Raw genomic sequence first — 13,676 nt, forward strand, 5'->3', positions numbered from 1 at the left:
ATCCCCAAAAGCCGTTTTTTAAACGGCTTTTTTGCTAGACTGATACTGTTAAAAGGAGAGAAAAATGATATTACAAGCAAAAAACATAAGCAAACGATATGGAAATTATCTAGCCGTAAACGATATTCATTTACAGTTTGAAAAGGGAACGTTCAATGCGATTCTAGGACCAAATGGGGCGGGGAAATCAACGACGATTTCCATGTTGATTGGTTTGAAACAACCAACGCAAGGTGAAATCATCTATGAACCCGGTACTAAAATTGGTGTGGTCTTCCAGACTAGTGTTTTAGATGAGATGCTGACGGTTAGGGAAAATTTGACTATTCGTGCGAAACAGTATAAAGGCTTAAAACCCGATCGTGTGTCTGATCTCATTGGTCGGCTAGGGCTATCAGTTTTTCAAAAGCAGAAATATGGGACGCTTTCAGGTGGCCAAAAGCGTCGGGTTGACATTGCACGTGCTCTGCTCTCACAACCAGATATTCTGTTCTTAGATGAACCAACGACAGGTCTGGATATCCAAACCCGGAAGTCTATTTGGGATTTGCTCTATCAATTGCAGAGAGAAGAGGGAATGACCGTTGTACTGACCACGCATTATCTTGACGAAGCAGATGAAGCTGATCAGATTTATATTGTGGACCATGGGAAAGTGATTGCTCAGGGATCGGCATTAGATATTAAGAGCCAGTATGCAAAAAACATCTTGAAGATTCGTTTCAAGGGGATAGAGCAGATAGAAAGTCTTAAAACTTCGGGAATGTCAGTAGAGCAACAAAGTCAACTGGAGTATGTTTTTCAACCTGAGAGTGAAAGGGAAGCCATTGATTACCTGGCACAAGTTAGAGATAGAATAGCCCATTTTGAGTTTCGTCCAGGGACCATGGATGATGCCTTTATTGCACTTACAGGAAGGGAGGTTCGCTAATGCTAGCCTTACTAAAGCGAAATTTTTTATTGTACTTCAGGAATCGTTCAGGAGTTTTCTTCTCCTTGTTGGGAGCCTTGATTTCCTTTATTCTCTATATTATTTTTCTTCAAAAAAATCTAACAGATGCTTGGGCTCAGCTCCCCAATAGTGGCCCTTTGTTAAATAATTGGTTGATGAGTGGGACGCTAGCTGTGACAGGGATTACGACGAGTCTGGCTGCCCTAACTCAGTTGGTAAAGGACCGTGAACATCAAGTAGATAAGGATCTTTATTTATCGAATCATGGGAAATGGCGGTTACCATTTTCGTATCTAGTGAGTGCAATCATCATTTCTTTTGCCATGCAGGTCCTTATGTATGTACTGATGTGTGGCTATTTTAGAGAAGTTCCAACCCTTTCTCTATTACCTGAGGTGCTCCTCATCATGCTGCTTAGTAGCCTGCTTTCTAGTTTAGTGAATGCCATTTTTGTTTATTTTTTCCAATCTGTAGACAGTTTGGGGAAGTTTGCGACCATAGTGGGTACAGCTTCTGGTTTTTTGGTAGGAACTTATGTACCTTTGGGCGTTCTACCTGATTTTGCACAACTACTAATGAAATGTACTCCAGCAACTTATATTGCATCACTTTATCGGCAAGTACTCATGAAAGAAACATTAAGTGAGACCTTTAAAGGTCAAGATAACCTTCTTCGAGAGTTCCAAGAAAAAATGGGCGTTCAGATCAAGTGGCAAGGTTTGTTGACAAAGGAAAATACTTACCTTATAGTGTTAGGAGGTATTCTTCTAGCAAGTATTCTTTGGATTGTTTTAGTGAAAAGAACTAGCCAGAAAAAATAAGTGAGAGTTGGAATAGGAATGAAACTTCGTTTTGAAGAAAAATCAGATATTTCGGTAAAGGATCCCTGTGTGGTCATCCAAGCAGAGCGATTGTCTGATCAAGCACGAGAGGTAATGGATTATCTCGAACAATTTTCAGTTGTAAATCAAGTGGTGATTCCTATTAAAACGGATGATCATTTGGTTATGGTAAAAATTGATGACATTATTCTAGCTGAGATTGAGAAGAATGTGTTAACGATTTATACCGTAAACAATACCTATACGATGAGAGAGACACTGACAAACTTTCAGCATCGCATCAATCGTCGAAGTTTTTTACAGATATCACGTCATGCTGTTATGAATATAGATCATTTGGAATCACTATCGGATAGTTTTTCTGGCAATATGATGGCTAAAATGACAGGTGGAGTAAAGTCCAGTGTCAGCCGAAAATATGTCAAATCTTTGATGGATTATTTAGGGGTGTAGGAGGAACCAATGAAACGTTTAATTGCTTATTTTGTATCCGGCGTGAGAACGGGATCGTTCTTTTATCTTGCACTCCTTTTACTTGGTCAATTATTTCCCCAGCTTATCTATCCCAAAGTTAGTGTAGGAAATATTTTAGCCCTCTTTATGATGAGTGGCTTAATGGGAATGCTCTCGTGGATTTTGGAAGAGCTTGACCGTATGTCGTATAGGCTTAGAGTAATCTTGCATTTCTTGTTGACGGCGATTGTACTTACACTGACTTGTCTGATATCAGGTTGGTGTGAGGCTTTAACGAACCCTGCTATCTGGATTATTTTCATTTCCGTTTATAGTATTATCTGGCTATATCTCATTTGGCAAATGCATATGAGAACGCAGCGTATTAATCAAGCTTTACTACATCGTCGAAGCCAGAAAAAGAAAGAAAAGTAATAAATTATAGAAAACTTCAAAAAATCCTCTTTTTCCTCTTGACCCTCACGCCACGTCATAGCCTATACTCTTAATCAGAGAGGAGTTCTAATGAAATCTGTAAAAGAAGTGAGCCAACTATCAGGTGTCAGTGTGCGCACCCTTCATTATTATGACGAAATTGATTTACTGAAACCGTCAGTTGTGGCTGAAAATGGTTACCGTTACTATAATCGCGATGCGGTTGTCCGTTTGCAAGAAATATTGCTTTACCGTGAGTTAGACTTTCCTCTCAAAAAAATTAAGGAAATCGTAGGTCAACCAGGTTATGACAAAGCCCAAGCTCTGAGGGACCAAATCAAACTTTTAGAATTGAAGAAGTCCCGTTTGGAAGCCGTCATAGCCCATGCCAAGGCCTTACAAATGGAGGAAGAAGAAATGTCATTTGAAGCATTTGATCAAAAAGCTGTGGAAGCATTTCAGGAAGAAGCTCAGGCAAGATGGGGTCAGACAGAAGCTTATCAAGTTTTTGCGGCTAAGGGAGAGGAATCCTTCCCTGAAGTTACCAAAGATATGGCCGCAATCATGTCTATCTTTGGACAGCTCAAGGAGTATAATCCTGGTGATGATAGTGTTCAGGAGCAAGTAAAGGTATTACAAGACTATATTAGTCAGCATTTTTATCCATGTGACCAAACGGTATTAGCTGGCCTAGGTCAGATGTACCAAACAGATAATCGCTTTTCTAGTTTTATCGATAAAGTCGGAGGATCGGGTACTGCCGCCTTTCTCGCAGAAGCTATTCGTATTTATTGTCAATAAACTAAGGCCAAAGTCTATAAGACTTTGGCTTTTCTCGTGTCATAGTGACATTTATGTCACTATTTTTATAATCTCTTAATGTTTATAATTAATGTATCGTTTTAGAAGGCGACGAGTTAACGGTTTCTGCTGATTTGCTTGAAATTTTCTTGCAGGTAATCAGAGGAAAGTTAATTGAATTCTAATCTAAATCAAATTCATGGAGGAAATCATGTCCATTTTAACCATCGACCACATCTCAAAGTACTATAATCTCGACGGTACGAACCAAGAGCGCGCTTTGAACGATGTTACACTTGAGATTGCACCAGGAAAGATCACAGCTATCTACGGTCCATCTGGCTGTGGTAAGACCAGTCTGCTTAGTATTATTAGTGGCCTGGATAGTCAGTATCAGGGAAATCTTTATTTCAAGAATCAGAACATGCGTGATTTTTCAGAGCGTGATTTGACCTATTTTAGAAAGGCACACATTGGCTTTGTCTTTCAAAATTTCAATCTGATCCCTCATCAATCAGTCCTTGAAAATGTCAAGATGCCTCTTTACGTTAAAAATATGACTGATAAAGAGATGGCCGAAATTGCGGAAAGGGAGCTTACCCGTCTTGGAATCGGAGACTTTATCAAGAAAAATGTTAAGCAGCTTTCTGGTGGGCAAAAACAACGTGTAGCCATTGCTCGTGCCCTGGTCAACAATCCAGAAATGATTGTGGCTGATGAACCGACAGGTTCTCTTGATTCTCAGTCTCAGGAAAATGTTCTCGAAATTTTTAAAGAGCTAGCCGAGGCAGGTAAAACTGTGATTATCGTAACCCATAACCCTGAAGTGGCGGATTATGCGGATGTTGTCATTAAAATGAAGGATGGTGAAGTCGTTGAAACAATCGAAAAATAAGGGGTTGACCCTCAAGAATAAACTCAAATTGTCATTGAACAACTTTATGGAACGCAAGTGGCGTAATCTTTTGATTGCGACGGCAACGTCCATTGGTTTTATCGGTGTCTTGATTTCCTTTGGTTTGGGAAATGCTATTGTTGGTATGATTAATGACAGTACCGATGGTGGCAACATTCCATCCCAAATTCAGATTAGTCTTAGTGCTAAATCAGCAGCTAGAGGAGTTCTAAATGCGGATGACGAGAAGTTTATTCGTAGTCAGATTAAGAGTGATGATATTAAGTACTTGGAGAGCCCATTTGGAATGAACATGGCAAGTCTTACCCTTGACGGCAAGACCATGGATTTCAGCAAGGATCTTCCTAACTATTCTCAGGTTATCAGTCTCTACAAGAACACAAAAATCTCCACATCTCGCGATGGTAAGGATAAGATTTCAGCTGGAAAACCTTTTACATCTGCCGATGAAGAGGGCTTGACACTTCCGATGAGCTTTGTCAAACATTACAACGAAGAAACAGGGAAGAAGCTAAAAGCTAAAGACTTTATCGGTAAAGAAATTTCAGCTCAGATTGTTGAAAATACTGCTGAGGGAACTAAAGTAGCGGATATCAAGACTAAGATTGTCCGTATTGTTGATGATAGCGAGGATGCTGAAGAGAGCAATAGCTATATGCCAGCCAAACAATTGGAAGAATTGCTCAAAGAAAATGGCTTTACCAAAACAGTCTCTTACATGCTTTTGGAGCTCAAGGATCCAGCCAAGACTAAGGAAGTCACTAAAAAGTTACAGAAAAACAAGAAGTATCTGGTTCTTTCACAGCAGGCCATCCTAGATGTCATTATTAAATTCATCCGTGTGATCCAGGCCCTCTTGATTATCCTTTCGTCACAAGCTATCCTAGTTTCAGCTGTCATGATTGGAATTATCATCTATATTAACATCATGCAACGCTCAAAAGAGATTGGTGTTATGAAGGCCGTCGGTTACCTTAATCGTGACGTGAAAGCTATCTTTGTTTATGAGGCCCTTTGGATTACGGGTATCTCACTAGCTCTTGCTCTCCTTGTATCGCAGGGTATTGGAAGCTTGGCCAACATGATTGTTTCACATCTTTACCCAAGTGTCAGCAAGGTGTTTGACCTAAATCTGACCTCAATTCTCATCATGTTTGGCTTCTCACTCTTGATGGGCTATGTGTCAGCCTACCTTCCAGCCCGTAAAATCAGTAAAATGGACCCTGTCGAGTCTCTAAGGTATGAATAGAAATAAAGAGTAGTCTCCCTAGGCTACTCTTTTTTGTCAAAACAAGCATTAGAAAAATCTGAAAATCCAAACAATAATTAACTTTCTGAAAAGTGGAGACAATTGCTCAAAAATGCTATAATAGTCAGCATATACAGGCTATTAATAACAAAAAAAGAAGTACCTATTCGATTGGAGGAGTTCCATGTATAAAGATGATAGTTTAACCTTGCACACTGACTTGTATCAAATCAATATGATGCAGGTTTACTTTAACCAAGGTATTCACAATAAAAAGGCCGTTTTTGAAGTTTATTTCCGTCAACTTCCGTTTAAAAATGGCTTTGCTGTGTTCGCAGGTCTGGAGCGTATTGTCAACTATCTTGAAAATCTGACCTTCTCAGAAACTGATATTGCTTATCTAAAAGATTTAGGTTATCCTGAGGATTTTCTGGACTATCTAGCCAACCTAAAACTCGAGTTGACTATCAATTCAGCACTTGAGGGTGATTTGGTATTTGCTAATGAACCGATTTTCCAAGTGGAAGGTCCCTTGGCCCAGTGTCAGCTTGTAGAGACTGCCTTGCTAAATATCCTCAATTACCAGATTCTTATTGCCACTAAGGCAGCTCGTATTCGTTCTGTCATTGAGGATGCTCCTCTGTTGGAATTTGGGACACGTCGTGCACAAGAGATGGATGCAGCAATCTGGGGAACACGTGCAGCCGTGATTGGTGGTGCTGACGCAACGTCAAATGTACGTGCCGGCAAGATTTTTGGAATCCCAGTTTCTGGGACTCATGCCCATGCTCTTGTTCAAGCCTATGGCAATGATTATGACGCTTTTAAAGCCTATGCATCTACTCATAAGGACTGTGTATTCCTTGTAGATACCTATGACACCCTTAAGATTGGTGTACCTAATGCTATCCGTGTCGCTAAAGAGCTAGGTGATAAGATTAATTTCTTGGGTGTTCGTCTTGATTCAGGTGACTTGGCTTATCTATCGAAGCAGGTCCGTAAGCAACTGGATGCAGCTGGTTTCCCTGATGCCAAGATTTACGCTTCAAACGACCTTGATGAAAACACCATCCTCAACTTGAAGATGCAAAAGGCCAAGATTGATGTCTGGGGTGTGGGTACCAAGCTTATCACTGCCTATGACCAACCAGCCTTGGGTGCTGTCTACAAGATTGTTTCAATCGAGGATGATCAGGGAGTCATGCATGATACTATCAAGTTGTCCAATAATGCTGAGAAGGTTTCGACACCAGGTAAGAAGCAAGTTTGGCGTATTACGAGTCGTGCTAAGGGCAAATCAGAAGGTGATTATATCACTTTCGCAGATACAGATGTTAATGCTTTAGATGAGATTAATATGTTCCACCCAACATATACCTACATCAATAAGACTGTTCGTGATTTTGATGCAGTGCCACTCTTGGTCCCAATCTACGACAAGGGGCAACTGATCTATGACTTACCAAGTCTTGATGAAATCAAGGCTTATGCGACTAAGGAATTGGACGAACTTTGGAATGAGTACAAGCGTGTGCTTAACCCTCAAGATTATCCAGTTGACTTGGCTAAAGATGTCTGGGATAACAAGATGACCTTGATTGATAATGTCCGTAAGAAAGCCCATGACTTGTCAGAGTAAAAGGAGAAATTATGACTTTGCAAGAAACTATTATTGCTCAACTAGGCGTTAAACCTAGCATTGATCCAAAGGAAGAAATTCGAAAATCCGTTGATTTTTTGAAGGCCTACATGCTCAAACATCCATTCCTTAAAACATATGTTTTGGGAATCTCAGGAGGTCAAGATTCTACATTGGCTGGCCGTCTGGCACAACTTGCGATTGAAGAGCTCCGTGCAGAGACAGGAAAAGACTATCAGTTTATCGCCATTCGTTTACCATATGGAGTTCAAGCAGATGAAGATGATGCCCAACATGCTCTTGCTTTTATAAAGTCAGATGTGAGTCTTACGGTTAATATCAAAGAGGCTGTTGATGGTCAGGTTGCTGAACTTGCCAAGGCAGGTGTTACCGTTTCTGACTTCAACAAGGGAAATATCAAGGCCCGCCAACGTATGATAACCCAATATGCGGTTGCTGGTGAAAATAGTGGGGCAGTTATCGGGACAGACCACGCCGCTGAAAACCTTACAGGCTTCTTCACAAAATTTGGTGATGGTGGTGCAGATATCTTGCCACTCTTTCGTCTAAACAAACGTCAAGGTGCAGCCCTTCTTGCAGAACTTGGTGCGGACAAGGCCCTTTATGAAAAAGTACCAACAGCTGACTTGGAAGAGGACAAACCAGGAATCGCTGATGAAGTGGCACTTGGAGTGACCTATCGTGAAATTGATGACTACCTTGAAGGTAAGGAAGTCTCAGCCAAAGCTCAGGAAACGATTGAGAATTGGTGGCGTAAAGGTCAACACAAACGTCACCTACCAATCACTATTTTTGATGATTTTTGGAAATAAGAGGAGAAATGAGTTATGATCAAAGCTTATATTGATTTTTGGAAACGTGCCTTTGACTTTAGCGGACGTTCGAATCGTCCAGACTACTGGTGGGCTTACTTGGTTAATGTCATTATTATTACTATTCTTACTGTTTTTTGTGTTCTTATTCCTTTCTTCAGTAATGTTGATCTTAGTGACCCAGCTCTGTCGAATAATCCGACTGAACTGCAAAAAATAATTATTACCTATGCTTGGCCACTAATGCTTTTTAGCTTAATTGAACTTATCCCTCAATTGTCTCTACAAATCCGTCGTTTGAGAGATGCAGGATTTCATCCGGCTTGGGTACTTCTAAGTTATATAGGTCTTATACCAATCTTGGCTATCTTCTCATTGATTGGAAGCATTGTCCTCCTTATCATGTCTTGTCAACCAACGAAACCAGTACCTGAAACGCTGGTTGATAAAGTGGAATAAGATTGTCGTAACCCTAGGTTTAACCTAGGGTTATTTTTAAATTGAATTTTCAGAAATTAGTGATAAAATAGAGAGGAATAAGGCTTAAAAGGAGGAATCTTATGACTTCACTATCAACAGATTTCACAGATAAACTATTTGCAGACTATGAGGCCAATGCCAAATACAGTGCTATCGAAAATGCTGTAACTCACAATGGCTTGCTCAAATCTATCGAAACACGTCAATCAGAAGTTGAAAATGACCATGTTTTCTCAATCGATTTGACTAAAGATGAGGTGTCTAACCAGAAAGCTTCAGGACGTTGCTGGATGTTTGCGGCTCTTAATACTTTCCGTCACAAATTAATCTCAGACTTTAAATTGGAAAGTTTCGAGCTTTCTCAAGCCCACACCTTCTTCTGGGACAAGTATGAAAAATCAAACTGGTTCTTGGAGCAAATCATTGCTACAGCAGATCAAGAGATTGGCAGTCGTAAGGTTAAATTCCTTTTGGATACCCCTCAACAAGATGGTGGACAATGGGATATGGTCGTATCACTTTTTGAAAAATATGGTGTTGTACCAAAATCAGTTTATCCAGAATCTGTAGCTTCAAGCAATAGTCGTGAGCTTAATCAATACCTCAATAAGCTTCTTCGTCAAGATGCTCAAATCTTGCGTGATTTGATTGCTGGTGGTGCTGATCAAGCTGCTGTTCAAGCTAAGAAGGAAGAGTTTCTTCAAGAAATTTTCAATTATCTTGCCATGACTCTTGGTTTACCACCACGTCAGTTTGATTTTGCCTACCGAGATAAAGATGACAACTACCAATCTGAGAAAAATATCACACCACAAGCTTTCTTTGAAAAATATGTGGGTCTTAAACTTAGTGATTATGTGTCAGTTATCAACGCTCCAACAGCTGATAAACCTTACGGAAAATCTTATACTGTTGAGATGTTGGGTAATGTTGTAGGTGCGCCAAGTGTGCGTTATATTAACCTCCCAATGGATCGATTCAAAGAGCTTGCCATTGCACAGATGAAGGCTGGAGAGACTGTTTGGTTTGGTTCAGATGTTGGTCAAGTTTCAGACCGCCAAAAAGGTATTCTTGCAACTAATGTTTACGATTTTACAGCTAGCATGGATATTAACTTGACTCAAGACAAGGCAGGACGTTTGGATTACAGTGAATCTCTTATGACTCACGCCATGGTATTGACTGGGGTTGATTTGGATGCTGATGGCAAACCTGTTAAATGGAAGGTTGAAAACTCTTGGGGAGACAAGGTCGGACAAAAAGGTTACTTTGTCGCTTCTGACGCCTGGATGGATGAATACACTTATCAGATTGTTGTCCGTAAAGACTTCCTTACAGCTGAAGAATTAGCAGCCTATGAAGCAGAGCCACAAGTACTTGCTCCTTGGGATCCAATGGGAGCTCTTGCTTCAAAATAAGATAATATATGAAACCACTGGAAAATGATACCAGTGGTTTTTCATAGCTTCTTTAAAATTTATCGGTAAAAAAAGAGTTATCCATTTGGATAACCCTTTTTATTTCTTATTCTTCTGCTGTAGCAGTGTTTGAATTTGAATGTTCAGAGCCATTAGAGGCCGATGTCGATGGATTTGTTGAAGCATCAGGACCGTACTGTTGACTATCTTGTGAACTTGATGAGTCACTGCTTTGGCTTGAGTCCCAACTTGATGATGAGCTAGATGTTCCAAGTGATCCAGAGTAAACATTTGATGTTGAAGAACCAGTAAGGAAGACATAGCTACCATTATTATAAACACCGCTAGGCATATCGAAATCTTCAGAACCTGCACCATACATCTGGTTAAGGTAGCTACTTGTTACACCATAGATTTGTTTAGCGATATCAAGGTCTGAACCATAAACTGGTGTTTTACGGTTTTTGTAACCTGTCCAAATCGCCATTGCATACTTAGTATTGTAACCAACGAAAGTTTCATCCGGAACCATAAGGTCAGCATAGACACCACTTTCTTTTTGTACTTTATAGTACTCATCGTCATCGTAGTTAGATGTACCAGTCTTACCAGCATTGATTGTACCAGGAACATAAGCTTCAGTTGCTGTACCACCTGTCAATACTTGTTTCAACATACTTGACATCATGTAGGCTGTTTGTGGTGACATGGCTTCGACACCTTTAGAATCAAATGATTTAGTTGAACCGTCTTCAAACTTGATTGATTTAATGTAAGAAGGTTTATAGTAAGTACCACCATTTGCAAAGGCTGCATAAGCTGCTGCCATCTTCTCACTTGATGCACCATACTTAGGATCTGATGATGATGTTGAAGATGAGATGGCATTTGAGTAGTACATTTCTGGATACTCGATACCCAAATCTTTCAAGAAGGATTGTGCATATTCCAAACCAGCAGCTTGGAGAGCTTTAACGGCTGTAACGTTACGTGATTGTTGAAGCGCATAAGTCAATGAAATGCTTCCGTAATACTTACGGTCCCAGTTGTAAACTGGTGTTGAAGAACCTGGGAAATTGTAAGGATTATCGTAAACAGTCGTACCAGTGTTTGTATAAACACCTTTTTCAATAGCAGGAGCATAGTCAGTGATTGGTTTCATTGTAGAACCCCAGTCACGGTCTGTTTGAACAGCTTGGTTAGTACCAAGTGCAACGTTTTCGTCTTGGTGACGTGATCCCAATTGGGCAACGACACGACCATTAGTAACATCAATAATAGTAGAAGCAACTTGGAGACTATCGTTTGGATAGTATACGTAGTCGTTAGTATTATAGACGTTCCAGATATATTTTTGAATATCTGGATTAAGGTTAGTGTAGACGTCGAGACCTGCTGAGTAGATATCAGCATTGGCATCAGTAGATACTTGTTCAATAACTTGTTTGATGTAGTTATCTAAGTATGGCTCATAACTAGCTTTCTTCGTAAGTGGAAGAAGTCCATCTGATACATCAGTTGCTTTAGCTTGCTCGTACTCTTCTTTAGAAATGTTTTTGTCTTCATACATTTCACTAAGAACAGTGTTACGACGCTCTTTGGCAGCATCTGGATTAGCATAAGGGTCATATTGTGTTGGTGCCTGTGGAATACCAGCAAGGAGAGCTGCTTGGGCAACAGAGAGGTCGCTCAAGTCCTTACCAAAGTAAGATTTGGCTGCAGTCTTCATACCGTAGTAACCATTACCCATATAAACCTTATTAATATAGAAGGTCAAGATTTCTTGTTTAGTGAATTGACGCTCCATTTGGAGTGACAACCAGATTTCTTGTGACTTACGTTTAAGGGTTTGGTCAGAAGTGTTAGTTGAGAAGTAAGCCAACTTAATCAACTGTTGGTCAAGTGTAGACCCCCCTTGGGTACTGCTACGACGAAGGTTGTTAACAGCTGCTCCCATGATACGGTAGACGTCAATCCCACGGTGTGTGAAGAAACGTTTATCCTCGATAGAGGTGATGGCATTAACTAGAGTTGTTGGAATTTCATCTGTTGATGCACTCTCACGCTTCTCAGCTCCCAAGTCGGCAATAAGACTACCGTTAGCGTCGTAAATCTTACTTGAGTTTGTTGATTGCAGTTTGTTCTCGGTAAGTTTAGGGACACTGCTAACATAGTAGGCAAAGAGGCTACCACCAGCGATGACACAGACTACAAAGAAAGTGAGCAGTCCAATAAATCCGTATTTTGCAATACGCCAGCCCAAACTTTGGTCTGAAGCGGCAGAGCGTTTTCCTTTGCTATAGCGAGAAGAATCTGAACGCTTGACCTTGATGTTTTTAGCACGTTTAGTCAAACCGTTAAGTGATTCTTTAAAGTTGCTGAAATTAAATTTAGCCATTATGTGTTACCACCTAATAATTTTTCAATGATTTCTAAATAAGGAACTTGAGGATAAGCTGCTTCTGCAATTGCATAGCCTCTTTTTTTGATATAATCAAGAGGCATTGATTTCGTCCCTTTATCAATTTGATAAAAAGCGATCAAGTCTTTGGCAGGCAGAAGGTAGGTTTCCTTAAGCGTCGAGAAGTGAAGTAGCACGAAGCAGATCCCATCTTGACTGATGACCTGAGACATGTGCTCAATTTGATGCGCATGAAAGTTTTTCATAGGCATGGATGTCTTTTGTCGTGTCTCTTTGGCTTCAAAATCAATGTAGTATCCTTTGTAAACACCAGAGTAGTCGGTAGTAGAGGCTTGTCTAAAGTAAGCTTCTACAATCTTTGCTCGTGAGCGTTTGGGATAATCGACTTTGACAATTTGAACAGGAGTGGGTTTTTTATGAATAACGGCTAAACCACGCGACAAATAGTAATCATTAGTCGCGTTAATAGCAGATTCAAAGCTCATCCCCCGATTGGCAAAGTCAACTCTATTTGATCTTTTAGGACGTACTTGTGCTATCTTACGAGATATCTGATGGGGATAGTTTACCATTTCTTTCCCTTCTTCTTTATAAGATATGCATAAAGACTATTTTATTATACCATAAAATGAACGAGGAAAACAATAATGACATCACTACTGGTAACTGGTTATAAGAGCTTTGAACTCGGTATTTTTAAAGACAAGGACCCTAAAGTAACCATTATCAAGAAAGCAATTAAACGTGATTTTAAGCGTTTCTTGGATGATGGTGTAGATTGGATGATTTTTACCGGCAACCTCGGCTTTGAATTTTGGGCACTAGAAGTAGCCAAAGAACTTCAGCAAGACTATCCTTTGAAGTTAGCGACACTCTTCCCTTTTGAAACTCATGGTCAGAATTGGAATGAAGCGAATCAAACGAAACTAGCAGCCTTTAAGCAGGTTGATTTTGTCAAGTATAGCTTCCCCGCTTACCAATCTCCAGCACAGTTTAAACAATTTAATCAGTTTCTCATTGACAATACAGATCAGGCTTATTTATTTTATGAACCTGAAAATGAAACAAATCTGAAATATTTTTACGGTATGATGATAGAGGCAAGGGATTATCCCGTATTTCGACTGACTTTTGATGACCTCAATGAGGTCATGTCGGAATAGGATATAATTGAGTTTTAAACTTGCATTTTTATCTTTTTTTCTGTATCATAAAAATATTAGACAGTAAAGTATT

General features: G+C 39.9%; 14 protein-coding genes. 12 read left to right on the plus strand and 2 right to left on the minus strand.

Translation table 11 applies throughout. The features are described from left to right. The first annotated feature begins 64 nt into the window (after positions 1-64). The 11 genes from NSQ79_RS01180 (at position 65) to pepC (ending at position 10,018) form a co-directional block, all read left to right on the plus strand. Positions 65-931, plus strand: a complete 867-nt coding sequence (locus tag NSQ79_RS01180) for an ABC transporter ATP-binding protein (RefSeq protein ID WP_118189622.1) — start codon at positions 65-67, stop codon at positions 929-931. Next, positions 931-1,773: an ABC transporter permease gene (locus tag NSQ79_RS01185; RefSeq protein WP_148512927.1), complete on the plus strand. Its 843-nt coding sequence runs from the start codon at positions 931-933 to the stop codon at positions 1,771-1,773. Before NSQ79_RS01180 ends, NSQ79_RS01185 begins: the two co-directional genes overlap by 1 nt. Positions 1,774-1,791: 18 nt before the next feature. Beyond that, complete coding sequence (locus tag NSQ79_RS01190) at positions 1,792-2,247, plus strand: LytTR family DNA-binding domain-containing protein (RefSeq protein WP_037610678.1); 456 nt, start codon at positions 1,792-1,794, stop codon at positions 2,245-2,247. 9 nt (positions 2,248-2,256) lie between these two features. Then, complete coding sequence (locus tag NSQ79_RS01195) at positions 2,257-2,682, plus strand: DUF3021 domain-containing protein (RefSeq protein ID WP_129852178.1); 426 nt, start codon at positions 2,257-2,259, stop codon at positions 2,680-2,682. 90 nt (positions 2,683-2,772) lie between these two features. Further along, the gene (locus tag NSQ79_RS01200; RefSeq protein ID WP_164332154.1) at positions 2,773-3,483 is read left to right on the plus strand and encodes a MerR family transcriptional regulator; all 711 of its coding nucleotides are present in this window, start codon (positions 2,773-2,775) and stop codon (positions 3,481-3,483) included. A gap of 211 nt (positions 3,484-3,694) precedes the next feature. Further along, on the plus strand, positions 3,695-4,378 hold the full coding sequence (locus tag NSQ79_RS01205) for an ABC transporter ATP-binding protein (protein ID WP_164332153.1): 684 nt from the start codon (positions 3,695-3,697) through the stop codon (positions 4,376-4,378). Continuing rightward, positions 4,347-5,648: an FtsX-like permease family protein gene (locus tag NSQ79_RS01210; RefSeq protein WP_148512929.1), complete on the plus strand. Its 1,302-nt coding sequence runs from the start codon at positions 4,347-4,349 to the stop codon at positions 5,646-5,648. The genes NSQ79_RS01205 and NSQ79_RS01210 overlap by 32 nt, the downstream gene beginning before the upstream one ends. 184 nt (positions 5,649-5,832) lie before the next feature. Beyond that, on the plus strand, positions 5,833-7,287 hold the full coding sequence (locus NSQ79_RS01215) for a nicotinate phosphoribosyltransferase (RefSeq protein ID WP_037597395.1): 1,455 nt from the start codon (positions 5,833-5,835) through the stop codon (positions 7,285-7,287). A gap of 11 nt (positions 7,288-7,298) precedes the next feature. Then, the gene (gene nadE, locus NSQ79_RS01220; RefSeq protein ID WP_339313732.1) at positions 7,299-8,120 is read left to right on the plus strand and encodes an ammonia-dependent NAD(+) synthetase; all 822 of its coding nucleotides are present in this window, start codon (positions 7,299-7,301) and stop codon (positions 8,118-8,120) included. A 15-nt stretch (positions 8,121-8,135) separates the two neighbouring features. Next, entirely contained in the window at positions 8,136-8,579 is a 444-nt protein-coding gene (locus NSQ79_RS01225) for a DUF805 domain-containing protein (RefSeq protein WP_080611570.1), read from the plus strand. A gap of 101 nt (positions 8,580-8,680) precedes the next feature. Next, positions 8,681-10,018, plus strand: a complete 1,338-nt coding sequence (gene pepC / locus NSQ79_RS01230; protein ID WP_195968958.1) for an aminopeptidase C — start codon at positions 8,681-8,683, stop codon at positions 10,016-10,018. A gap of 106 nt (positions 10,019-10,124) precedes the next feature. Here pepC and pbp1a read toward each other — a convergent pair whose 3' ends face one another. Both pbp1a and recU read right to left on the minus strand, forming a co-directional pair. Further along, positions 10,125-12,416, minus strand: coding sequence for a penicillin-binding protein PBP1A (gene pbp1a / locus NSQ79_RS01235; RefSeq protein ID WP_339313735.1), 2,292 nt, complete (start codon positions 12,414-12,416; stop codon positions 10,125-10,127). Next, complete coding sequence (recU, locus tag NSQ79_RS01240) at positions 12,416-13,012, minus strand: Holliday junction resolvase RecU (RefSeq protein WP_175061017.1); 597 nt, start codon at positions 13,010-13,012, stop codon at positions 12,416-12,418. Before recU ends, pbp1a begins: the two co-directional genes overlap by 1 nt. A gap of 75 nt (positions 13,013-13,087) precedes the next feature. On the opposite strand from recU, the gene NSQ79_RS01245 reads away from it, so the two are divergent. Beyond that, entirely contained in the window at positions 13,088-13,603 is a 516-nt protein-coding gene (locus NSQ79_RS01245) for a DUF1273 domain-containing protein (RefSeq protein ID WP_002883685.1), read from the plus strand. Positions 13,604-13,676 lie beyond the last annotated feature (73 nt).

Source organism: Streptococcus sp. FSL W7-1342 (genome assembly GCF_037966635.1).
GTDB classification, from domain to species: Bacteria; Bacillota; Bacilli; order Lactobacillales; family Streptococcaceae; genus Streptococcus; species Streptococcus salivarius_D.

What these genes read in the sequence shown, in the direction of transcription:
- pbp1a (WP_339313735.1), bottom strand. Translation starts at nt 12,416, where the DNA reads ATGGCTAAATTTAATTTCAGCAACTTTAAAGAATCACTTAACGGTTTG.
- nadE (WP_339313732.1), top strand. Translation starts at nt 7,299, where the DNA reads ATGACTTTGCAAGAAACTATTATTGCTCAACTAGGCGTTAAACCTAGC.
- NSQ79_RS01215 (WP_037597395.1), top strand. Translation starts at nt 5,833, where the DNA reads ATGTATAAAGATGATAGTTTAACCTTGCACACTGACTTGTATCAAATC.
- NSQ79_RS01205 (WP_164332153.1), top strand. Translation starts at nt 3,695, where the DNA reads ATGTCCATTTTAACCATCGACCACATCTCAAAGTACTATAATCTCGAC.
- NSQ79_RS01180 (WP_118189622.1), top strand. Translation starts at nt 65, where the DNA reads ATGATATTACAAGCAAAAAACATAAGCAAACGATATGGAAATTATCTA.
- NSQ79_RS01195 (WP_129852178.1), top strand. Translation starts at nt 2,257, where the DNA reads ATGAAACGTTTAATTGCTTATTTTGTATCCGGCGTGAGAACGGGATCG.
- NSQ79_RS01245 (WP_002883685.1), top strand. Translation starts at nt 13,088, where the DNA reads ATGACATCACTACTGGTAACTGGTTATAAGAGCTTTGAACTCGGTATT.
- NSQ79_RS01185 (WP_148512927.1), top strand. Translation starts at nt 931, where the DNA reads ATGCTAGCCTTACTAAAGCGAAATTTTTTATTGTACTTCAGGAATCGT.
- NSQ79_RS01210 (WP_148512929.1), top strand. Translation starts at nt 4,347, where the DNA reads ATGGTGAAGTCGTTGAAACAATCGAAAAATAAGGGGTTGACCCTCAAG.
- recU (WP_175061017.1), bottom strand. Translation starts at nt 13,012, where the DNA reads ATGGTAAACTATCCCCATCAGATATCTCGTAAGATAGCACAAGTACGT.
- NSQ79_RS01225 (WP_080611570.1), top strand. Translation starts at nt 8,136, where the DNA reads ATGATCAAAGCTTATATTGATTTTTGGAAACGTGCCTTTGACTTTAGC.
- pepC (WP_195968958.1), top strand. Translation starts at nt 8,681, where the DNA reads ATGACTTCACTATCAACAGATTTCACAGATAAACTATTTGCAGACTAT.
- NSQ79_RS01200 (WP_164332154.1), top strand. Translation starts at nt 2,773, where the DNA reads ATGAAATCTGTAAAAGAAGTGAGCCAACTATCAGGTGTCAGTGTGCGC.
- NSQ79_RS01190 (WP_037610678.1), top strand. Translation starts at nt 1,792, where the DNA reads ATGAAACTTCGTTTTGAAGAAAAATCAGATATTTCGGTAAAGGATCCC.